This is a genomic window from Rhodopirellula europaea 6C (genome assembly GCF_000338295.1).
GTDB classification, from domain to species: Bacteria; Planctomycetota; Planctomycetia; order Pirellulales; family Pirellulaceae; genus Rhodopirellula; species Rhodopirellula europaea.
This window is the reverse complement of sequence record NZ_ANMO01000167.1, coordinates 18,081-39,654: the sequence shown is the minus strand read 5'-3', so window position 1 is coordinate 39,654 and position 21,574 is coordinate 18,081. Positions and strand designations below refer to the sequence as shown.

Below are 21,574 nucleotides of genomic sequence, written 5' to 3'. Positions count from 1 at the left end.
CTCTCCGGACAAGAATTCAGCGTCAGCCGTTCGACTTGGACGCCGCTTCGCGTTTCAGCTCTTGAAAACGAGCCCGCATCTCAGCCAGTTGCTTTGCGTGGGCCGGATCGTTCACAAGATCATTTTCCTCGTGCGGATCTTCCGAGATGTGAAACAACTGCTCACGGTCGAACTCAGGCCAGTAGAAATACTTCCAGTCCTTTCTCACCAACGCTTCCGAGGTCGGAATGAAATTCTTGTCACGAATCGTGGGGTGTTCGTAGAAGAATTCCTCACGCCATTGGCCTTGGTCGGTGTCGTCGACACCATACAAAACCGACATATCGCGGCCTTGCATCGATTCGGGCACATCCGCACCAACGGCATTCAGAATTGTCGGTGCTAGGTCAACACTGAGCGTGAAGTCTTCGTTCGTCGAACCATGTTTGTCCGCGGACATTCGTGGGTCACGAATGATCAACGGAACGCGAATGCTCTCTTGGTGCGGATACCACTTGTCGGCCAAACCGTGCTCCGCGTGGTAGTAACCGTTGTCGGTCGTGAAGATCACCAACGTGTTGTCCAGCACGCCTTGCTCTTCCAGTTCTTTCAAAATCCGACCGCAAGTCGAATCGACTTCCGTTGCCAAGCGGTAGTAGTTCTTCATCATGATCTGATACTTCTCGGGCGTATCAAATCGCCAGTGATAACGATTGCGGCCTTCGTTGCCGTCATTGGCAACAAACTCTGGCAGTCGATGGAAAGACTCATCCGTCGCGTTTGCTGGAACGGGGATCTCAACGTCTTGGTACAGATGCATGCTTTCCGGTTGCGGCAAAAACTGCTGCGGATTCCCGTCCTCGGCATGCGTCGCAAAGAAAGCGACGGTCAAGCAGAACGGTTGATCCTTCGGACGTTTGCCCAGAAATTCCAACGCATCGTTTTCATTCCGCTGCGTCACATGCACCTTCGATCCATCGGGCATCTTGAACCAGTGTCGGCCATAGTAGGACCGTCCGAAATCGAACTTCTCGCCGGGGAACTTTCCGTTGTGCCATTTGCCAACGTGCCCAACGTAGTACCCGTTGTCTCGCAGGATGCCCGGATAGGTTTGTTGCCAGGGTGTTTCAAACGGTTTGAAACCATCACAACCGTGCGAGGACATCCACTGTCCGGTGAACAAACACGCGCGACTGACACCGCAAATGGATGTCGTCACGCAGTTCTCCGTGAACCGCATGCCTTCGCTCGCAAGAGCATCCAAGGTGGGCGTTTTCACGACAGGATTTCCGGCCACTCCTAGCGTGTCATGACGCCAATCATCAGCGTACAAAACCACGACATTCATTGGAGCGTCGGATGCTTTTTCGGAGTCGCCTGAAGCGGCACTGACCGTGGACGACAAACTGCCAACCAGCAACGCGGCAAAAACGCTCAGGCAGATTGCTGGCGAGACGGGACGGAACCAAACCTTTCGGCACCAACTAGAAATCATGATGTTTTGACAGGAGGGAGGTTTTTCGATGGGTGAGGACCACGGACGTGGTCGGGCGAGATAGAGTAACAGCTTTTCACAATAAAAATGCACTTTTGCGGCGAGAACCTCGATGCGATTCCCACTCAACTTGCGATCACCGTTCGCCATTTTCCTCATCATACTTCTCGGCTCCGTCGTTTGCGTTTCCTCGACATTGGCCGAAACCAAAACGCATCCCAATGTGCTGATCCTGTACGCCGACGATCTCGGATACGGCGACCTGAATGTGCAAAACGCGGATTCGAAAATCCCGACACCGAACCTAGATCAACTCGCTCGATCAGGCATGCGGTTCACGGACGGTCACTCATCATCGGGAATTTGCACACCCAGTCGGTACGCATTGCTGACCGGACGCCATCACTGGCGAGATTTTCACGGCATCGTCAACGCGTTTGGTGAATCGGTTTTCGAACCCGAACAACTGACGCTGCCCGAGATGTTCCAAGAGCACGGCTATCAAACCGCCGCGATCGGCAAGTGGCACCTGGGTTGGGATTGGGATGCGATCAAAAAACCCGACGCGAAACCGTTCGACCAAGGACGCAAAAAAGGATTCGGTCCCGAAGCGTTTGATTGGACGAAGTCGATCCCGGATGGACCTCTGTCTCACGGGTTCGATTCGTACTTTGGCGACACCGTGATCAACTTGCCGCCGTACTGCTGGATCGAAGACGACAAAGTCGTGAAGGCTCCCGACACGATCATGGACACCGCAAAGTGGAAACCGATCAAAGAGGGAAACTGGGAATGTCGTCCTGGCCCGATGACATCGGATTGGGATCCGTATCAAAACATTCCCACCACGCTCGCACGCGGCGTGCAGTTCATCGAATCGCAAAAAGAAAGCGACCAACCGTTCTTTCTATACTTCGCTTTTCCGGCGCCCCACGCGCCGATCATTCCCAACGACGAGTTCGACGGTCGATCGGGAGCGGGCCCCTACGGCGACTACGTTTGCGAAACCGACGACGCCTGCGGAAAACTGCTTCGAGCCTTGGAACAATCGGGACAACGCGACAACACGATTGTGATCTTCTCTGCCGACAACGGACCGGAACGTTACGCCTACGCTCGCGATGAAAAGTACGACCACTGGTCGTCGCAACCTTTCCGTGGATTGAAACGCGATCTTTACGAAGGCGGTCACCACGTGCCCTTCGTCATTCATTGGCCGGGCGTCACCGACGCTGGATCAACTTGCGACGCATTGGTATCTCAAGTCGACCTATTCGCGACGCTGGCGGAGATGCTTGGGCATTCGATCCCGGACGGACAAGCCAAAGATTCACGCAGCCTAATGCCACTGCTGAAGGAACCCAAACAACAACATCGTCAGGCGCTGGTCCAGAACACTCGCGTCGACGAATACGCAATTCGCGATGGCAAGTGGTTGTTGATCGATGCCAAGAGTGGCTACGTCAGCGGTCGCAACAAAGGCTGGGAATCACGCCGGCAAATCCCCGCCGACGACAAACTCCCGCACGAGCTTTACGACTTGTCCGTCGACATTGGCCAAAGCGAAAACGTCGCGAGCGAATACCCGCAAATCGTCAAGCGAATGAAAGCGTTGCTGCAAACCATTCGTGAAGACGGTTATCCCGAATAGGATCAGTCGGACCAGCAAATTGCCGCAACACAAAGCGTCGATGCACTGACCGTTAAACTACTCGGCGAGTTGTCTCAACTTGTCCTGGGCTGCCCCGGAATCGATCGCTTCGGCGGCAATTTCAACGCCCTCGGTGAGCGACGATACTCGACCAACCAAACGAAGTGCCGCGGCGCATCCCGCCAACACCGTGTCGCGGTGCGCTCCGGGGCTGCCTTCGAAAAGGTAGCGAATGATCTCAGCCGATTCAGGTGGATTGGCTGCGGCGAGTGCGTTCTGGTGAACCGGCGTCAGTCCAAAATCGGCTGGCACCCAGGTATGGCTTTCCTGAGTCCCGGATGCGACCTCAATGCACGATGTTTCTCCGTCTAACGAGACTTCGTCTTGTCCGTCTTGAGCGTGCAAGACATAGCTTCGCTGCGTATCCAGTTCCGCCAGTGCCGCGGCAATCTTTGTCTGCGTATCGGGAGCCGCCGTCCCGAGCAATTGGTGAGTCGCTCCAGCCGGATTGCAAAGTGGCCCGAGCAAGTTGAAAAGCGTCGGCACAGCCAGTTTGCGTCGGACGGAAACGACATGACGCATCGCAGGATGCAGCTTGGCCGCGAAACAAAAGCAAATGCCGATGTCGTTGAGTCGTCGCGAAACCTGATCGGGTTCGGATTCGATTTTGACGCCCAAACATTCCAGCACATCGGCCGACCCAGTCTTGCTGGTTGCACGTCGATTGCCATGCTTGGCGACGGCGACACCGCATGCTGATGCCAGAATCGCAACCGCGGTGGAAATGTTGAATGTCCCCGATCCGCTGCCGCCCGTGCCGCACGTGTCCAGCAGAACATCATGGTCGTGATCGATCCGAGTCATGTGTTTTCGCATCGCCCGCGCCGCCCCGACCAACTCGCTCACCGCCTCGCCTTTTTCGCGAAGTGCCAGCAACAGCTGGCCCACTTCTTCTTCGTTGGCGGCACCTTGCAACATGGCATCGATCAAGGCACCGGTTTGCTCCGCCGACAAATCGTTGCCACCTCGCGCGTGAGTGATGGCATCCGAAAAAGAGAGCGAAGGATCAGTCGAAGAATCAGTCATCAGCCTGGCAGGACAAGAGCATCAAAGCGTGCTTTCGCGACGCGACGTTGGGTTGAACGCCCCAAGTGTAGCTTGCCGCCACGATCCGAAGGAGCCAGCATCAAACGACGCCGTCTGGGCTCGCTTGCCCAGCGTCTTCACTCGCTGATCGCCTTCACTCGTTGCTCGATATCTTCTCGATCGATTTGCCTGGACTCAGCCGGAAACGCGTACGGCAGCAGGTACCAATCTTCGGTGAAGTCCGCCTTCTCTCCCGGTGCCAAGTTTTCTGCCGGCCCGATCGGTTCCAATTCCACCAAATCCTTTTCCGGGTACCAAACCGAAACCGTCAGCCCCGCCAATTCGTTGTACGACCGTTCAGGAAAAGTCGGAAAACGCTTCACAAACAACTGGTCCGTCGGTGCCAGATACGCCAACCAACCCGCGTGGCTGTCGAACCCCAGTTTGGGAAATTCCGGCGTCGCGGAAACAACAACCGCATCCTCATCAACGTGAATGTTGGGCTCGGTTGGCCGCGAACGAATCAGGCCGTTTTCGTAGCGGACGTATCCTCGCGGAAACCGCACCGGCCCCGATCGAGGCACCAAAACAATTCCGCCGCCGACCGCAAACGTTCGGCTCCAGTGGCACAAACTGACCTGGCGATCGGATTCGTTGGCGATCGTTTGGGTGCATGTCAGATGAGCCCCCGTTTCGTCCAGTTCAAAAATTCGCGTCAGTCGGGCTCCCGATTTTGGATCGTATTGGCTCGTCATCTTCACCGTGCGATCTGCGACAATTTCCGCTGTCCAGCGACCGTTCCAAAGCACGTTGCCTCGCTGGACAACCATTTCGGGGCCGATGTCGAATCGCCCAGCCGACAGCTGACCGCGTCGATCCGTTTGACCCTTTTCGAATTGCTGCAGCGTCCACCCGGCATCTTCGGAATCCAGGTACAAAACATTCGTCCCACCGACGGAATACTCCAACACTCGGCCACCCGCGGCCGGACAAAGCGTCACCACCGCATCACCATTGCTAATGCGGAGACAATCGTCGTAGCCATGAAACGACACGACCGAAACACCGTCCGCTGCGGTTGCCTTGGCGGCAACAGGCAAGACCACTGCAAACAAAGTTGCGATGACGACGGCGATAAACACCGGTTGCTTCCGATTCAGGCAGAAAGATGGAGTGGACATGTGGGGCTCGTTCCGAAAACGCTGACTAAAATCACAACCGAGGTTGGTCAGTGGAAGAAACTTCTCCCACGTTGCCTCATCGTATCCAAGCCAACTCCACTCCGGTGCGATTCGCGACCTGACCGAGGCGAGGGTCTCGCCCGGCCACCGGGAAGAACTTAGACTGGATGGCATGACCAGAAAGATCATCATCGACTGTGACCCCGGAATCGACGACGCCATTGCAATCACGATGGCGTTGTTTGATCCGCGACTCGACGTTGTCGCGATCACTCCCACCGCCGGAACCGTAGACGCGGCCCAGGCGAGCATCAATGCGATGGGGATTGTTGACCTGTTGGATCCGGCTCGATACCCGCAACTGGGAACCGCGGTCACTCCAGCCGATCCGCCCATGTTGGATGACAGCCATTTGAATGGCCCTGATGGATTGGCTGGATTCAACTTCCCGTCGGCTACTCGTCAAAACGATCATTCCAGCGACAAGTTGATGGCCGATCTGATTCGGCGTCATCCCGACGAGATCACCATCGTTTGCTTGGGACCACTGACCAACCTGGCTCGCGTTTGCCGGATGGATCCTGCCGTATTGCCCTTGATTGACAAAGTTGTCATCAGTGGCGGAGCGGTCTCGCACAGCGGCAACGCGACAGCCGTTTCCGAGATGAACTTCTTCTTTGATCCGTCCAGTGCCAAACAAGTCATCGCATCGGCAACAACCAAAAGCCTGGTTCCACTCGACGTGACCGACGCGGTCACCTTTGGCGTCGACCTGCTTGAAAAGTTGCCACCCGAAACAACTCGTGCGGGAGCCTTGTTGCACAAGATCCTGCCATACAAGTTTCGGATCTCGCATCAGAAACTTGGACGGGAAGTCGTTCCTTTGCAGGATGCGACCGCGTTGATCTCAGTCATTGAACCCGAGATGTTTCAGTGGGATGAAATGGCCGGTGACGTTGAAGTCAACGGCGCACTGACTCGCGGCATGACCGTTTTCGACCGGCGTTTACGACCGGAGTGGAGCGTCAACATGGAAGTGGCTCGCCGAGCCAGCATCACCGATGTTCGAGATGCCATCGTGCGTAGCATTCGCTACGCCGGCCAACAAACTCGCTAGGTCAACACTTCCAATGGAATGGATGTTGATGGCGTTGGTGTCCGCCGGATTGCTCGGGGTCTATGACCTCGCAAAGAAACTGGCCGCTCGCGAGAACGCGGTGCCAATGGTTTTGTTTGCTTCCGCTTGCATTGCGACAACCATTTGGGGACCGCTGTTGATCGCGCAGCAATTTGCCGGCGATGCCTTCCCGATCGAGTTCTTAAAAGTCCAGCCGCTGACCTGGACCGATCATGGCAAGCTGTTGGCAAAGAGTGTTCTCGTCGGAGCATCTTGGACGCTTGCGTTGTTCGCCCTGAAACACTTGCCGCTGTCCATCGCTGCACCGATTCGATCCACCAGTCCCGTTTGGACGATCGCGATTGCCATTGGCGTGCTGGGTGAAAGACCCGCGATGATGCAATGGGCCGGCATCGCGATCGTCATTGCATCGTTCTGGTTGTTCTCGACGATCGGAAAATCCGAGGGCATCGCGTTCACGACCAATCGCTGGGTCGGCTGCATGTTGCTGGCAACATTGCTGGGATCGTTCAGCTCCATCTACGACAAATATCTATTGCAAGGTGGTGGCTATTCACCGGCAACCGTTCAAGCTTGGTTCACGATATACATGTTGCCGGTGATGACTCCGCTGGCACTGCATTGGTGGTTCAACCAACGTCGGTTAGCGGGACACGATGAAAGCGCGACTCGAGCGACGCAAGCTGAAACGGCGACGATGCCTTTGCCGGAGGACTTGTCAACGAAGGAGACTGCAAACAGGACGACGGAACGTTTATCCGCGATCGAAACGGCAAAGGGAACCATTGCAGGTTCGTCCACGTCCAAGTTTGAGTTCCGCACGGCGGTTTGGTGCATCAGCCCTCTGCTGCTAGCAGCAGACATGGTCTACTTCACCGCCATGGCGAACCCAGACGCGATGGTTTCTGTCATTTCGACGCTGCGGAGATGCAGCGTCGTTGTCGCGTTGGTATTGGGAGCATCTCGGCTGGGCGAAGTGAACCTTCAGCGGAAGGCATTTTGCGTGGCGGGCATTTTATTCGGTGCTGCCATGATCCTTCTGGGGAAATGAACCCCTTCAATTGTCGCGATCGGTATATTCATCCCCCCTGTTATTTTTTAGCGTTCGACGAAACCACAATCCCAAGTCAAGATAGTGTCCGACGCTTAGTGTTAAAGCGTCCCCGCAGCCAATGTGTCAGCTGCTGGTTTACGTTTGGTGACATGGAAGCCGCCGCGACGGTATGAATGGTATGCCTGCAACCACACGCTACGAACCTGTTCCGACGATCACTTATCTCGGAGAGGAATCCAGCCAATGCGATCCCAAATTGGTATCGCGTTACGATGAGCTGACGCGTCGACGCAAAATCAACTGGACCGGTCACTACAACCTTCGCCGAATGCTGGGCCGGGGTGGTCAGGGCGAGGTTTACCTGACCGAGCACCGAGGCACCGACGGATTCACCGTTCCCGTGGCGATGAAGATCTTTTCGCCGGAACGGTTCCCTGACGCTCGTTCGTACGACGAAGCGATGCAACGAATCGCGTCGATCGCCGCTCGAATCGCGTTGATCCAGCACGACAATTTGCTGGACGTTCAAAACTTCTTCGAACGTGATCGCATCCGTGTGATGCTGATGGAATGGGTCGATGGCTACGATCTCCGGCAGTTGGTCATGCCGAAGTGCCTGGAATTGCTGCGTGACCACATCACGCCAAAGCGGTGGAAATACATCAATGATGTGATCATCACCGAAGGCCCCGAGCAATCTCGATTCAAACCCGGCGTCGCCGTCGCGATCGTTCGCGAATGCTTGGCGGCGCTAGCGGCTTTGCACCGTGACGGAATCGTTCACGGCGATGTCAAACCTGCCAACATCATGCTCAAACGCAGTGGGCACGCGAAACTGATCGACATGGGTTCGTCCATCGATTATCGCAACCCGCCGAAGGATCGCGAATGCACTCCGCTGTACGCGGCTCCGGAAGTCCTCGACAACCTCGACGCGACTCCCCGCAGTGACTTGGCCAGCGTTGGATACGTGCTGGTCGAGCTGTTGTCCGGTTTCAATCCGTTCAACAACACGAAGAATCTGGGTGAACTTCTGCAGGCAAAACGCGAACTCCCGATGAATCTGGAACGGATTCTTCCCGAGGAAGTTCTGCGAAACGCTTTGTTGATGAATTTTTTGCGAGGCCTGATTGCCCCCGATCCAACGCTTCGATTCGTCAGTGCCGAGGCGGCTGAGCACGTGGAACAGGGTGCAGCGGCATTCCATCGACAGCTCATCATTGGCAATATGTCGACGGAATACGACAATGACATTCGCTTGTGGTTGGAAGAGCTTCGCCGGTTGGAAAACGACTGACGGCTTCCGACCCATCGGACCGCCTCCAACCAACCCCCAAGACAAACTCCATGGACAGTGCCCATTTGAGGCTGGCCGTCGACGCGGCACGTGCCGGAGCCGCTGAATTGATGTCGCGACGCGATCACCGCGTTGTGAGTGAGAAAGGCCCCAAAGATCTGGTGACCGACGCCGACTTGGCATCTCAAAAAGCCATTCGTGACTTGCTGGTCGGCGCCTACCCGGACTATGCGTTCGTTGGCGAAGAAGAGGGCGAAAACGATCCGCCCGCCAACGTCCGATCGGGCGATCCCGACGCGCCGCCTTGCTGGGTGGTCGACCCGTTGGACGGAACGGTCAATTTCGTTCACCGCCTGCAAAGCTTTGCTGTATCGATTGGCTTGTACGCGGCTGGCAAAATGCGGCTGGGAGTGATCTACGATCCCACGCGAGACGAAATGTTCACCGCGATTGATGGTCAAGGCGCCCACTGCAACGATCAAAAGATGTCCGCTAGTGGTTGCACCGACATCGAGGAAAGCTTGGTCGCGTGCAGTTTCCGCGCGGGTGTCACCGCTGACTCGCCCGAAGTCACTCGCTTTGTGAAGGTGCTCGAGAAGTGCCGTTCGCTGCGACGCTTGGGTTCGTGCGCGCTCAACATGTGCTACGTCGCCGACGGACGACTCGATGGTTACTGGGCCACCAATGTTGCCGCCTGGGATTCTGCCGCCGGCACCGTGATCGCTCGTGAATCCGGCGCGATCTTGGAAGGCTACGGTGGCCAGGAATTCGATGATTGGAATCCGAAGTTCTGCGTCTCGGCAACGCCCGAACTGCAATCGCTTTTGACGAAACAACTGAGCGGAACATGATCATCGATCCAAACGATGTGTCGATCGGCGCGGTCTATGAATCCATGGTCGCGTTGATCACGCCGCGACCGATCGCCTGGGTTTCGACGCTCTCCGCCGATGGAGTCGCGAATTTGGCGCCGTACAGTTTCTTTGGCGGCGTCGGGGCGAACCCGCCCACGGTGATGTTTTGTCCGGTCAACCGTTTGGATGGAACTCCCAAGGACACGCTCGCCAATGTTCGTGCCAATGGCCAGTTCGTGGTCAACGTCGTCACCGAGGAATTCGCCGAAACGATGAAGCAATCCGCAACGGACGTCCGTCCGGACGAAGATGAATTTGTCCTGACCGGATTGCAAAAGGCTCCTTCGGTCAAAGTCAAAGTGCCTCGAGTTGCTGATGTGGTTGCGGCGATGGAATGCGAAATGTTGACGTCGATGCAACTGGGCCCCGGACGCGGCGGAGCCAATTTGGTCGTTGGACGCATTGTCTCCTTTTATGTGGCCGATTCCGTCGTCGGAAAAAATGGGCTGCCTGATCCCGAGCAAATCTTCACGATCGGTCGGATGGGTGGTCCGAGGTACACACGCACTCGTGATCGTTTCGAATGACAATCCCTTGCAATTAGGAATATCCTTGCAAAAAGCCCCCGATCATTGGGGTTGCTAGCGAAGGTGATTGATAAAGCGCACAACGCGACCTAGCGATTGAATCAATAGGCTTTCACGCAAGTCTATTGGTTTGGAGCATCGTCGCATTGATAGTAAGATAGATCATCCCGCCTACCCAACCTCCTTCCTTCCTGGGTTCCTAGATGATCTGGAACGTCTTCGCGTCCCGTCGCACGATTGGATGGTTTGCTGTCTTGTTGCTTTCATGCACTGCCATATCCGGCAATGCATCCGCGGAAGAAACAGTTTCCAAAGCTGAGATCGATTTTGCACGCGACATTCGTCCGATCCTTTCGGATCATTGCTTTGCATGCCACGGGCCGGACGAACACGATCGCCAAGCCGGTGTCCGGTTAGACTCAGCGGAAGGGATCGCCGATGTCATCGACCAAGACGAATGGCAGGAGAGTTTGTTGATCGAGCGAATCGCGACCGACGATTCCGACATGATCATGCCGCCGGAAGATTTCCACAAACCGCTGTCGCCCAAACAGATTGAGTTGCTCAACCAGTGGGTTTCCGAAGGTGCGGTTTATGCATCGCACTGGGCCTTCGCGACACCTCGCCGTCACGAACTGCCATCGGGTGCCGATGCGGACTCAACCGATTCGGATCGCATCGATCAATGGATTGATGTTCAACTGAAATCGTTGGGATTGTCCGCTGCGGGCTCTGCTGATCGACGCTCACTCGCTCGTCGCGTGTCGTTCGACCTCACCGGTTTGCCACCCAAACTGGAACGAGTCGAAGCGTTCGTTGCTGACTCATCGCCGAACGCCTACGAAGACTACGTCGACGAACTGCTTGCTTCACCGGATTATGGCGAACACATGGCGAGGTATTGGTTGGACTTGGTTCGCTATGGCGACACACACGGTCTGCACCTGGACAACTACCGAGAGATGTGGCCCTACCGCGACTGGGTCATCGACGCATTCAATCAAAACATGTCCTTCGACCAATTCATCACCCGGCAATTGGCTGGTGATTTGTTGCCCGAAACGGACGAGGCCGAAACGCTTCGCAACCAAATCGCCAGCGGATTCAACCGACTGAACGTTACCACCAACGAAGGCGGATCGATCTACGATGAAGTCTTCGCTCGCAACGTCATCGACCGCACCGATTCTTTTGGCACGATCTTCCTGGGATTGACTACGGGATGCTCCGTCTGCCACGACCACAAATTCGATCCCATCACGCAGAAGGACTACTTCGCGCTGTCCGCGTTCTTCAATTCGTTGGACGGGCGAGCGATGGATGGCAACAACAAAGCTCATCCGCCAGTCGTGCGTGTTCCTTCCCCCGAACAATCAGCCGATCTGAAGCAAATTGCTTCCGATCTCGCTGAACTGAAAGCCGAGATGGCAGGACCGTTGCCAGAAGTCGATGCCGCCCAACTCCAATGGCAGCAAACGTTGGCAGCGAGCGAAGAGTCGTTCCACGCGAACTTGATGCCGGTCGAAGTCACCACCAAGAACGACGGAAAGTTCAAACAGAACGAAGACGGATCGGTGGAATGGGACGGCACACCTCCCGCGAAAGACGTGATGCATATCGTTTCGTCGCTGCCCGCTGGTACTTGGCGGATGTTGCAGCTGCACGCCAAAACGGACGAAGAACACCCGCGAGTCGGAACGGCATCCAATCAAAACGCCGTGCTCAGCGAAATCAAAATCGAAACGCGTCCCGATGACCAATCGGAATGGACCGAAGTGTCGATTCGTTCCGCCAAAGCAACCCGCGAACAATCCGGCGATGAATTCGCGGTGACCAATGCGATTGACGGAAAGATTGACACGACGACCGGATGGGCCGTTGGCGGTCACGAGGCAACTGGCGACCGAACGGCTTGGTTTGGAATCCAAGCCATCGAAGCCGAGGCGGGACAGATCCGTGTTTCATTGCATTACAAATCGCAGCACGTTTCCCACATGCTTCGCCATGTGGCTTTGTCGTTGCATTCCTCGATGAACCAATTGCCCGAAGACCAACGCATCGTCCTGGGTGACTCACACTTGATCGGGCCGCTGAAAATCGAGAACGTCGGCGATGGTTTGAACAAAGCCTTCGCGGGCGAAGACAAGAATGAATTCGATCCGGCCAAAAAGGTCTCCTATCAAGATCAAGAATATGAATGGGAGCATCGCACCGACATTGTTTCGGTGTTGAGCAACGAACTGCCGACGATCGAAGGTTCCCCCAGCGTTTCGATTCTGCATCAAGTCATCCGGTCTCCGTCGGATCAATCCGTTGAATTGATGTTCGGAGCCGATGAAGGCAGCGTTCTGTTTCTCAACGGCAAAGAAGTGGCCAAGCAGAAACCTGGCAATCGCAAGGACGATGACATTCGACCGTTGTCGCAGCGACACAAGCTGTCGCTCAAAAAAGGCGACAACCACCTGTTCGTTCGACACGTCAACCGAAGCGGACCAGCGACGCTGACCTATGCGATCCAATCGTCCACCGTCGAATTCTCCGACACCTTGAAACAACGCTTGGCCGCCTTGTCAGCACCCGAGGAATCAAGCGATACCGAAACCCTGGATTGGCAAGCAACCCAAGCGTTCTATCGCGAGATCGTTTGTGATCATCCAAGTTGGATCGCGTTGAACGACATGCATGACGGCATGATCGCGATGCGAGACAAGATCAACGGCCAAGTTCCAACGACGCTGGTTTGGAAAGAAACCGCCAAACCCCGCGACGCTCACATTCTGGAACGCGGGCTCTACGATTCACCCGGCGAAAAAGTCGAACGTGCGGTCCCCGGTTTTCTCCCCGAGTTCCCCGAAGACGCTCCGTTGGATCGCTTGGGACTCGCCCAGTGGTTACTTCGCGAAGATCACCCTCTGACCGCTCGCGTTGCCGTCAATCGTCTTTGGCAGCAGCTCTTTGGAAACGGATTGGTCAAAAGCAGCGAAGACTTCGGCAGCCAAGGTCACCTGCCGTCGCATCCCGAATTGCTCGACGAACTCGCCATCGATTTTCGCGAGAGCGGTTGGAATGTGAAAGAGATGATGAAACGACTGGTGATGACCGAGACCTATCGCCGTGACGCCACGGCGACCAGCACCATGCTCACCGTCGATCCGAACAATCGCTACTTCGCCCGCGGGCCCCGTTTCCGATTGGACGCCGAGACGCTTCGCGACCAAATGCTGTCGCTGTCTGGTTTGCTGGTCGCAACCCGAGGCGGCCCGAGCGTTAAACCGCCTCAACCAGCGGGTTTGTGGGAAGCGGTGGGATACACCGATAGTGACACCGCTAACTTCGTCCCCGACGAAGGCGACAAAACTGTTCGCCGTAGCATCTACACGTTTTGGAAACGGACCAGTGCTCCCGCTGTGATGTCAACGTTTGATGCTCCCAGTCGTGAGTCATGCACCGCCCGCCGCGAACGAACCAACACGCCGATGCAAGCCTTGTTGCTGCTCAATGAAACGCAAGCGATGCAGGCCGCAAAAGCCATGGCCCAAGAGATCACCGCATCGCCGACCCCGGATCAGTCCGACTGGGAAGCGATCTCTCGAAAGCGAATTCAATCTGCTTTCGAGCGAGTGACGTTGCGCCCGATCGAGACGAACGAACTCCGATCGCTGGAACTTTTGTTGGCGGATTTGATCGAGCACTACTCAGTCCAGCTTGAAGAAGCCCGTGAGTTGACCGGGACTCCCGACCCTGAACTGGCCGCATGGACCGTCGTGATGAACACCCTTTTGAACTTGGACGAGGTGGTTTGCAAATGAGTCGCTCTGAATTCCCCTGCGAAGACTGGAACTCGCTGACACAATCACCTTTGATGTCCTCGGTCCTGCAAGAACGCATGCAACACCTCACTCGTCGCTCGCTGTTTTCCAGCGCCGCGGCGGGCTTGGGTGCCGCCGCACTCGCCTCCATGCCCGGGATGGGACGTGCCGCCGATAGCCAAGCGGTGTCACTGGACACGCCGCCCGCCGGAGCACCTCGAGCCGGTGTTCCCGGGCAACCTGGCTTGCCGCACCATGAGCCGGCCGCGAAACGCGCGATCTACTTGTTCATGTCGGGTGCTCCCAGCCAAATGGACATGTGGGATCACAAACCTCAGATGGCCGATTGGTTTGACAAAGATCTGCCTGAGTCGATCCGGCAAGGCCAACGGTTGACGACGATGACCAGCGGTCAATCTCGATTCCCCATCGCGCCGAGCATCTACAAGTTCAGCCCGCATGGTGCCAACGGGACGATGGCCAGCGAACTGATTCCGCACATGGCCAAAAAGGTGGACGAGATCGCCTTGGTCAAATCGATGTACACCGAAGCGATCAATCACGATCCGGCAATCACGTACATCTGCACCGGAAATCAACTTCCCGGCAAAGCGTCCTTGGGTTCGTGGTTGAGCTACGGACTGGGAACCGAAAACGAAGACCTTCCCGCGTTCCTTGTGATGACCGCGTCTTGGACCGGCCGCAAACAAGCTCAAGCTCTCTACAACCGCTTGTGGGGAAGCGGCTTTTTACCCAGCAAGTATCAGGGCGTCGCGTTGCGAAGTGCCGGCGATCCGGTTTTGTATCTTTCCAACCCTGACGGAATTGACTCAGGTGTGCGCCGCCGGATGCTCGACACCCTGGCCGAACTGAATCGCAACACGCTCGACCGCTGGCACGATCCCGAAACCGAAGCCCGGATCGCTCAGTACGAGATGGCTTTCAAAATGCAAACCAGCGTGCCGGAACTCACTGACCTCAGTGACGAACCGCAACACGTGCTCGACCTGTATGGTCCCGACGTCACCAAACCGGGAACATTCGCAAACTGCTGCTTGATGGCACGACGGATGGCCGAGCGTGGCGTTCGCTTCACGCAAATCTTCCACCGCGGTTGGGACCAACACGGTGCATTGCCCAAGGATCTTCCGAACCAATGCCGAGACACCGACCAACCGTCGGCCGGCTTGCTCACTGATTTGAAGCAGCGTGGGCTGCTCGATGACACGTTGGTCGTTTGGGGCGGAGAGTTCGGTCGAACGATCTACTGCCAGGGCGCGCTCACCAAAACCAACTACGGTCGCGATCACCATCCCAAGTGTTTCTCGATCTGGATGGCGGGTGCCGGAATCAAGCAAGGCGTCGTGCACGGCGAAACGGACGAGTTCAGCTACAACATCGTCCGTGACGGAGTCCACATTCGTGATTTGAACGCGACCATTCTGAATCAGATGGGAATCGACCACGAACGATTCACCTACCCGTTCCAGGGGCTCGACCAGCGTTTGACCGGTGTGGAAGAAGCTCGCGTCGTTCGCGAGTTGCTCGCCTAAAGCGAAAAGAGTGAACCCGACCGCCGAATGCTTCGGCAGCCTGGTGCGGGTCAGGCGAAAGTTTGCTTTTCGCGTTTGAAGCGAGGTCCAGTCGATCCGATCAAATTCGGAATCGATCACCGCGAAGGCAGAGGAATCCGCTCAAAACGGAAGCGATGGAAAGCAACATCCATTGGAACTTTGTCAGGTGCAGGAAGTACAGTTTGAACTCCCACCAACAGTCCCAGAAGTAGTCGACGATAGAAAAGGCGAGCAGGAAAGCGTCCATATTGGAACTCTCGATTGCGTGTGTTTCACGGGGTACGTGCAATCAACCGTAGTTCGATTGGTCACCGACGTCGCACTGTTCTCCTTGGTGCGAAGTAGAAACACGCAGATGCGAGTTTCCCGCAAGGTTTGACCGTTAAAATCAGTGCAAACCGACGTGGTTTGCGGGGCGGCAAACAAAATTTTGGGTGACCCCTCAGACCGGCCTTGCAAGCAATCCGAGCATAGATATACTCCACCCCATCGCAGCGGAGATGAGACTTTCTTCATCTTCTTGCGAGCCTTTGAAGAAGACCAAAAGTTGTTTTCAAACGCTTTGGTTGACCTCTTCAAGGCGCGGTAGCTCAATTGGTTAGAGCCCCGGACTGTCGATCCGGAGGTTGCGGGTTCGAGTCCCGTCCGCGTCGCTTCTTTAATCTCTCGTGATTCGTTGACTCAAACGAATACCTGCCGCCTCTGGCAGAGCACGCTTTTGCAAGTCCTCTTGTGGGTAATTGCCCACAGATTAGCCAACGGCGAAACTGAGGCCATATTCTCGTGGCTCAGCAGCGTGTCCACAAAAATTGGTGGGACAGGACGATGAATGTCGCATGTGACACTCAGCCGCCCCGTTGCCAGCCAACTGCGATGTCCTTGCGGTTTAACACAGCGTTCAAGCGAATGCGTGGGTCGGATAAGTAAGGGCTTGATCTCAGACTTTGAAGCTACAGCAGATTGCCAGCCTTCTTGGCTCTGACTCACACTTACGGCTTGCTACCGCTGCATCAACAGCAGCAGCAAATCGGGCCCGGTCAACTGCGACGCGGAACAAATGAATGCAAAGCGTTTCCGTCGCACTCCAAAAATCTTAGAACTTGCTGACTGCCTTCAACACTCGCTTGAGCTGTTCGTTCTCGGTTGTGTCCCACGCAACGCTGGCATCCGACTTCAGCTTCATCACCGCGTCGTTGGTTCGTTGCTGTAGATTTTCAAGCGTCGTGTGACGTGTTAGCACCAACTCATTCGAGTCCAATTGAAACTGGACCCATTGAGCGTCACGTTCCTGAACAGCTTCTTCCGTTGTGAACCTTTGGTAGTTCGAACGACTTTGCATCGCGGGCACCTTTCGGTGAGCATCCGGCGTTGCCAATTCCGCGATCATTTCGTCTTCCCCATCGATCACCTTCGGGTCAGCACGTCGACTGATGTCATCGTCGCCATCACCCAAGTCAGCACCGGTTTCAGCACCGGGCACTGCAGCCAGTGGATTGTCGACTCGGTAGTCCCGGTCGGGATCGTAATCGTCCGCGTCGTAAATGGAGTCGTCGGAATAGGGCAGCGTTGCCGAAAGCGTCTGGATTTCACGTTCACTGATTCGGGAACCCAAGTCACGTCCGGTGCCGAGTCGGCCCGCAGCGGAAGCAATGGCACCTTCCACTCCGTCTTCCACGGCATCGGCCATGTTGGCTTCTTCCGCAGGCGTCTCATCGATGTAGTCATCCACGCGGTAGTTGTCGACATCGATCGGAGTGCGGGCGGCAGTCCATTCATCATCGATGCCTGGGTCATCCACGCCCGCGGGAGTCTCAGTATCGAATCGTTTCAATCCATTCGCTTCCGCGGCCAGTTCGCCTTCCGGAGATTCATTTGATCGATCGTCGCTTTCGGTTGCGGACGCCTTGGGTGGACGAGTTTGCCGCAATTCTTCGGCGAGCTTTTCACCGACTTCCTTTGGATCGGGCAACGGCTCTTCCGTTTGACGCTCAGAAGATTGCGGTTGCGATTCCGCTCGCATTCGTTCGGAACTGACCTGCGATTGTTCAGTCACCGGATTGCCGGACTGTTCGGCTTGTTGTCGACGCAGTTTCCAGCCAAACGATTCCAGGGACTCGATCACTTCCGTCGACTGCCGAACCAATCGCTCAAACTCAGCAACCTGTTTTGGGTCCTTGGTGCGTTGAACGGACTCGGAGGCAAGTTTGCGAACCAAGCTCGCGTCACTCCAAATCACGCCGGCCAAGCCCCAATCACTGATCCGGTTGGGATCGCCCTGTTCATTCCCCGCCACTTGGCGCAAGGCATTGGCAGGCTCGGCAATTCGCGAATCTTGGGCGGATACGTTGGTCGCTGTTGTCGTCACACCAGCTAAGAGCATCGCCGCCAACACCGAGCGTCGCCAACGGCGGCGGCTTCTCCGACCCGAGGTGGCCGTGAACTCACCCGCGGAATTAGTAGGCAGGTCACCGGCGTGAATTTGATGCGTTGGAGATAGGCGTGACATTTGATGAGTCCTCTGTTTGATTGGAGCGAGCGTTGAGGTGTGACTGAAGTCCGGCTTTCACCAATCGACCCAATCTGCCATGGCAACCGACACAACGCACTCTGCTCGAGCGTTGTTTCATCGTAAGCCAAACGGAGAGTGGTTTGGTGAGGAAGCTCGAAACGAGCCCGTCGTAGACATGCACGAAGCGTGCCAGGAACCTGGGATTGCTCAGGAAGGATTGAACAACAAATGACGATGTTAGCGGTGCGGCGCAAGCCGCCCGGCGAGGAACCGGAGCGCTCGCGCCCTTCCGCTATGTCGCTTGTTGTTCACCCGTTCCTTATGAACTCGTCGATCGATCGAGAACATCCGAACAGTCACCTGCCGCGAGAAAACTCGAGCCGGCCGCGAATCAACCACGCTGTCCGCTCTCGGCACAAATCTGCCTTGGACGTAGAGCGACATGCGTATCGCCAATCACAAAATAACGTCGATGCGCTTCGACATCAGTGCGATTGGGCATCAAGACAGCTTGCCACTGACGGAAAATATCTCACGGGGAAATTTCGTCGTCACGCCTTTCTCCTGCCAGACGCTTCGCAACGTTCATCGGCACCCTATTTGCGGTCTTCACCGACAGACGATTGAGCCACTTCATTGCCAATTCAGAGAGGACATCGACCGTGATCGCGTTTCCAACCAAGACACAATTGACTGAACTGTTGACTCATGAGAAAGGCGACTGCGTTTCCATTTTGATGGGCACCTATCAGGCGGGCCGTGACACCAATCAAAATCCCATCCGATTTAAGAACTTGGTGCATCAAGCGATTGGCGAACTGAAGAAGAAAGACAGTCCGCTTCTTCCACAACTGGAGGAACTCGCGAAGCTCGAGCACGACTCGACTTTCTGGCAAAACCAAACCGCTGGTTTGGCGATCTACGTCAGCGAAGGATTTGAAGAACGCGTTCTCCTGAGCCATGATCCCGGCGAGACCGTTTCAGTCAGTTCAGAGTTCAATCTCCGGCCCATCGCAAGTGTCGCCTGTGGTGAAACAAACCTGATGACATTGGCTCTCTCTTGGGAGCGAGCTCGTTTGTTCCGCTCGGATGGTCACACGACGCTGGAGATTGAAGACGACATTTTTCCACTAACGATGGACGAACTCGTCACTGCGAGAGATCCTGAGAAGCAGTTGCAATATTCGTCACACGAAACACTCGGTGGCGGAGGATCGGAAACCGTCATGTACCACGGCCATGGAAATGGCGAGGACAAGATTGAGGCCGATCGAAGAGCCTACCTTTCGCGGGTTGGCGAATATGTTGCAAAGCGTCTTTACAACACCGATCAACAACTCGTTGCCGTTGCGACCGAAGAAGTCGCAGGACATTTCGATGCCGCCGCTGAAGCCGTCGAGTTGACTCAGTGCATCCACGTCAGTCCCGATGGGCTGAGCGATTCCCAATTGAAAGCTCGCATCAACGCTTTCGCGAAAGAGCACAATCAACATAACGACGATGTGATCTCAGAACGTCTCGGCTCCGCGATCGCGGACAAACAGGGTTCCAACGATTGGAAGGAAGTGGTTCTCGCAGCTACCGAGGGCCGTGTCGACACACTGTTATTGGGCGAAGACCAGCCAATCGTTGGCCGTTGCGATGAAGCCAAACACCAGGTCACACTGGATGAAGACGGTACCGATCTGGTCAACACCGCCGTTCGACTAACCCTGAAGTCAGGTGGAACGGTCCGTGAACTGCAAAGCAACTCTTCCAAGCAGCCGATGGCCGCCATTTTCCGCTATTGATTTGCAGGAGGCCGGCGTATCGGCCAACCAGCGTCGGATTCGTGCGAGCCGCTGGGAACACTCCTAGATGACTCGCACTCATCCCTCATCGCAACCAAACCAAACCAAACCAAAATCAGCAACCCACGCGAGTGAAATAGCACATCCAACATGCCTTTTTTACCTCTAGACGTCAATCTCGATTGTCTATGATGGACCCCCACGCGGGACCAAATGCATAGACAATCGGTTTCAGCGTCGAATCGCGGGGGCAATTCCTCGCTCGCTAGGTTTGATTTGTTGGAAGAAGATGCCAAAGCAGAAAGCGGTCGCTCTCCTCATCGAAACATCCAATGCTTATGCGCGTGGATTACTCGGCGGAATCGCCTCCTACATTCACGAGCATGAGCTCTGGTCAATTTATTTGGTCGAGCAAGAACGCGGTGCCGCTCCACCAAGTTGGCTGAACGACTGGGAAGGAGATGGGTTGATTGCGCGAATCGAGAACGAGGAAATTGCAAGTTCGGTTCGCAATCTCAAGATTCCCGTGGTGGATGTCAGTGCCGCTCGCCGCATCCCCAATATTCCATGGGTGGAGACCAACGATGTCGCGATCGGCGAGTTGGCCTACCAACACTTCCGCGAACGCGGGTTTGAAAATTTCGCGTTCTGCGGTGAGTCTCGTTTCAATTGGTCGATCCTGCGTCGTCAAGCCTTCGAGGCCCGGGTGATGGAAGACGGGTTCGAGTGCCACTCGTTCAATTTCAATGTCGACGACCGCAGACCGCAGTCACTCAAGCGTGAACGCGAACGTTTGGCCGAGTGGGTGCTGTCACTCCAACATCCAATCGGAGTGCTGGCATGTTACGACATCATGGCACAGAAGATCTTGGACGTTTGCCGCTTGCACGGCATCAAAGTCCCCAGCGAACTCGCTTTGCTGGGCGTCGACAATGATGAACTGCTGTGTGACTTGTGCACGCCGCCACTTTCCAGCGTTGTGCCCGCCGCTCACCAAACGGGTCGCGAAGCGGCTTCGTTGCTGGACGCGATGATGCGGGGTGAAGAAGTTCACGCTGAGCCTCATTTGATCGAACCGCTCGGCGTGGCAACCCGCCAATCGACCGATGTGCTGGCCATCAAGGATCCTGAGATCGCCGCCGCGGTTCGTTTCATCCGCGATCACTGCTGCGACGGCATCAACGTGCAAGACGTTGTGAAAAAGGTGCCTCTGTCACGGCGAGTTTTTGAAAGCCGATTCCTGGCTTTGATGGGACGCACACCTCACCAAGAGATCACACGCCGCCGAATCGAACGTGTGCGGTATCTGTTGATCGAAACTGACCTGACGCTGGTTCAAATTTCTCGGCGGACCGGATTCCAGAACCACGAGTACATGAGCGTCGCGTTCCGGCGAGCCATGGGTCATCCACCGGCGACCTACCGGCGCAAATTCCGGAAGATCTAATCGGCTGCGAAGGTCTCGGATATCCGAAGATCACTGAAGCGAGCAAATCGCCAGCCCGGATCTTCAACTTCACTATTACGCGCTCGATGAAAACACGGAGAGGCGGAGGAGCGGAGATCGCGG

Annotated in this window: 15 protein-coding genes and 1 tRNA gene; 11 read left to right on the top strand and 5 right to left on the bottom strand. The window is 55.8% G+C overall.

Going from position 1 to position 21,574, the window contains the following annotated elements; genetic code table 11:
* Positions 1-22 precede the first annotated feature (22 nt).
* Complete coding sequence (locus RE6C_RS17235; RefSeq protein ID WP_008658545.1) at positions 23-1,474, bottom strand: sulfatase family protein; 1,452 nt, start codon at positions 1,472-1,474, stop codon at positions 23-25.
* Between the two features lie 112 nt (positions 1,475-1,586).
* Here RE6C_RS17235 and RE6C_RS17230 point away from each other — a divergent pair, with 112 nt between their 5' ends.
* Positions 1,587-3,125 (top strand): sulfatase family protein, encoded by a 1,539-nt coding sequence (locus tag RE6C_RS17230; RefSeq protein WP_039962366.1) that lies wholly within the window; start codon positions 1,587-1,589, stop codon positions 3,123-3,125.
* Positions 3,126-3,182: 57 nt separating this feature from the next.
* Here RE6C_RS17230 and trpD read toward each other — a convergent pair whose 3' ends face one another.
* Positions 3,183-4,211: an anthranilate phosphoribosyltransferase gene (gene trpD / locus RE6C_RS17225; protein ID WP_008658540.1), complete on the bottom strand. Its 1,029-nt coding sequence runs from the start codon at positions 4,209-4,211 to the stop codon at positions 3,183-3,185.
* Positions 4,212-4,348: 137 nt separating this feature from the next.
* Positions 4,349-5,392, bottom strand: coding sequence for a hypothetical protein (locus RE6C_RS17220; RefSeq protein WP_039962365.1), 1,044 nt, complete (start codon positions 5,390-5,392; stop codon positions 4,349-4,351).
* Between the two features lie 172 nt (positions 5,393-5,564).
* Between RE6C_RS17220 and RE6C_RS17215 the strand changes: the two genes are divergently transcribed.
* The 7 genes from RE6C_RS17215 to RE6C_RS17185 all read left to right on the top strand — a co-directional run bounded on the left by RE6C_RS17215 (position 5,565) and on the right by RE6C_RS17185 (position 15,684).
* Positions 5,565-6,509, top strand: coding sequence for a nucleoside hydrolase (locus RE6C_RS17215; RefSeq protein ID WP_008658527.1), 945 nt, complete (start codon positions 5,565-5,567; stop codon positions 6,507-6,509).
* A complete protein-coding gene (locus RE6C_RS17210) occupies positions 6,463-7,581 on the top strand; it encodes an EamA family transporter (RefSeq protein WP_236618290.1) in 1,119 nt (372 codons plus the stop codon). The genes RE6C_RS17215 and RE6C_RS17210 overlap by 47 nt, the downstream gene beginning before the upstream one ends.
* A 181-nt stretch (positions 7,582-7,762) precedes the next feature.
* The gene (locus RE6C_RS17205; protein WP_007324953.1) at positions 7,763-8,881 is read left to right on the top strand and encodes a serine/threonine-protein kinase; all 1,119 of its coding nucleotides are present in this window, start codon (positions 7,763-7,765) and stop codon (positions 8,879-8,881) included.
* A gap of 50 nt (positions 8,882-8,931) precedes the next feature.
* Positions 8,932-9,732 carry an inositol monophosphatase family protein gene (locus RE6C_RS17200; protein WP_008658522.1) on the top strand — a complete coding sequence of 267 codons (801 nt, stop codon included), beginning with the start codon at positions 8,932-8,934 and terminating at the stop codon, positions 9,730-9,732.
* Positions 9,729-10,322 carry a flavin reductase family protein gene (locus RE6C_RS17195; RefSeq protein ID WP_008658521.1) on the top strand — a complete coding sequence of 198 codons (594 nt, stop codon included), beginning with the start codon at positions 9,729-9,731 and terminating at the stop codon, positions 10,320-10,322. The genes RE6C_RS17200 and RE6C_RS17195 overlap by 4 nt, the downstream gene beginning before the upstream one ends.
* A 203-nt stretch (positions 10,323-10,525) precedes the next feature.
* Positions 10,526-14,131, top strand: a complete 3,606-nt coding sequence (locus RE6C_RS17190) for a PSD1 and planctomycete cytochrome C domain-containing protein (protein WP_008658519.1) — start codon at positions 10,526-10,528, stop codon at positions 14,129-14,131.
* Positions 14,128-15,684 (top strand): DUF1501 domain-containing protein, encoded by a 1,557-nt coding sequence (locus RE6C_RS17185; RefSeq protein ID WP_008658517.1) that lies wholly within the window; start codon positions 14,128-14,130, stop codon positions 15,682-15,684. Before RE6C_RS17190 ends, RE6C_RS17185 begins: the two co-directional genes overlap by 4 nt.
* 100 nt (positions 15,685-15,784) lie before the next feature.
* Here the strand turns inward: RE6C_RS17185 and RE6C_RS32510 are convergent, their stop codons facing one another.
* Positions 15,785-15,952 (bottom strand): hypothetical protein, encoded by a 168-nt coding sequence (locus RE6C_RS32510; RefSeq protein WP_008658515.1) that lies wholly within the window; start codon positions 15,950-15,952, stop codon positions 15,785-15,787.
* A gap of 332 nt (positions 15,953-16,284) precedes the next feature.
* On the opposite strand from RE6C_RS32510, the gene RE6C_RS17180 reads away from it, so the two are divergent.
* Positions 16,285-16,358 (top strand) — tRNA-Asp (locus RE6C_RS17180).
* Between the two features lie 440 nt (positions 16,359-16,798).
* Here RE6C_RS17180 and RE6C_RS17175 read toward each other — a convergent pair.
* Positions 16,799-18,211, bottom strand: a complete 1,413-nt coding sequence (locus RE6C_RS17175; protein ID WP_236618289.1) for a hypothetical protein — start codon at positions 18,209-18,211, stop codon at positions 16,799-16,801.
* 626 nt (positions 18,212-18,837) lie between these two features.
* Between RE6C_RS17175 and RE6C_RS17165 the strand changes: the two genes are divergently transcribed.
* The gene (locus RE6C_RS17165; RefSeq protein ID WP_008658507.1) at positions 18,838-20,004 is read left to right on the top strand and encodes a baeRF3 domain-containing protein; all 1,167 of its coding nucleotides are present in this window, start codon (positions 18,838-18,840) and stop codon (positions 20,002-20,004) included.
* A gap of 289 nt (positions 20,005-20,293) precedes the next feature.
* Positions 20,294-21,451 (top strand): AraC family transcriptional regulator, encoded by a 1,158-nt coding sequence (locus tag RE6C_RS17160; protein WP_173401803.1) that lies wholly within the window; start codon positions 20,294-20,296, stop codon positions 21,449-21,451.
* Positions 21,452-21,574: the final 123 nt, after the last annotated feature.

Coding starts and splice junctions, on each gene's coding strand:
- RE6C_RS17235 (WP_008658545.1), bottom strand. CDS start 1,474: ATGATTTCTAGTTGGTGCCGAAAGGTTTGGTTCCGTCCCGTCTCGCCA.
- RE6C_RS17230 (WP_039962366.1), top strand. CDS start 1,587: ATGCGATTCCCACTCAACTTGCGATCACCGTTCGCCATTTTCCTCATC.
- trpD (WP_008658540.1), bottom strand. CDS start 4,211: ATGACTGATTCTTCGACTGATCCTTCGCTCTCTTTTTCGGATGCCATC.
- RE6C_RS17220 (WP_039962365.1), bottom strand. CDS start 5,392: ATGTCCACTCCATCTTTCTGCCTGAATCGGAAGCAACCGGTGTTTATC.
- RE6C_RS17215 (WP_008658527.1), top strand. CDS start 5,565: ATGACCAGAAAGATCATCATCGACTGTGACCCCGGAATCGACGACGCC.
- RE6C_RS17210 (WP_236618290.1), top strand. CDS start 6,463: ATGCCATCGTGCGTAGCATTCGCTACGCCGGCCAACAAACTCGCTAGG.
- RE6C_RS17205 (WP_007324953.1), top strand. CDS start 7,763: ATGCCTGCAACCACACGCTACGAACCTGTTCCGACGATCACTTATCTC.
- RE6C_RS17200 (WP_008658522.1), top strand. CDS start 8,932: ATGGACAGTGCCCATTTGAGGCTGGCCGTCGACGCGGCACGTGCCGGA.
- RE6C_RS17195 (WP_008658521.1), top strand. CDS start 9,729: ATGATCATCGATCCAAACGATGTGTCGATCGGCGCGGTCTATGAATCC.
- RE6C_RS17190 (WP_008658519.1), top strand. CDS start 10,526: ATGATCTGGAACGTCTTCGCGTCCCGTCGCACGATTGGATGGTTTGCT.
- RE6C_RS17185 (WP_008658517.1), top strand. CDS start 14,128: ATGAGTCGCTCTGAATTCCCCTGCGAAGACTGGAACTCGCTGACACAA.
- RE6C_RS32510 (WP_008658515.1), bottom strand. CDS start 15,952: ATGGACGCTTTCCTGCTCGCCTTTTCTATCGTCGACTACTTCTGGGAC.
- RE6C_RS17175 (WP_236618289.1), bottom strand. CDS start 18,211: ATGTCACGCCTATCTCCAACGCATCAAATTCACGCCGGTGACCTGCCT.
- RE6C_RS17160 (WP_173401803.1), top strand. CDS start 20,294: ATGCCAAAGCAGAAAGCGGTCGCTCTCCTCATCGAAACATCCAATGCT.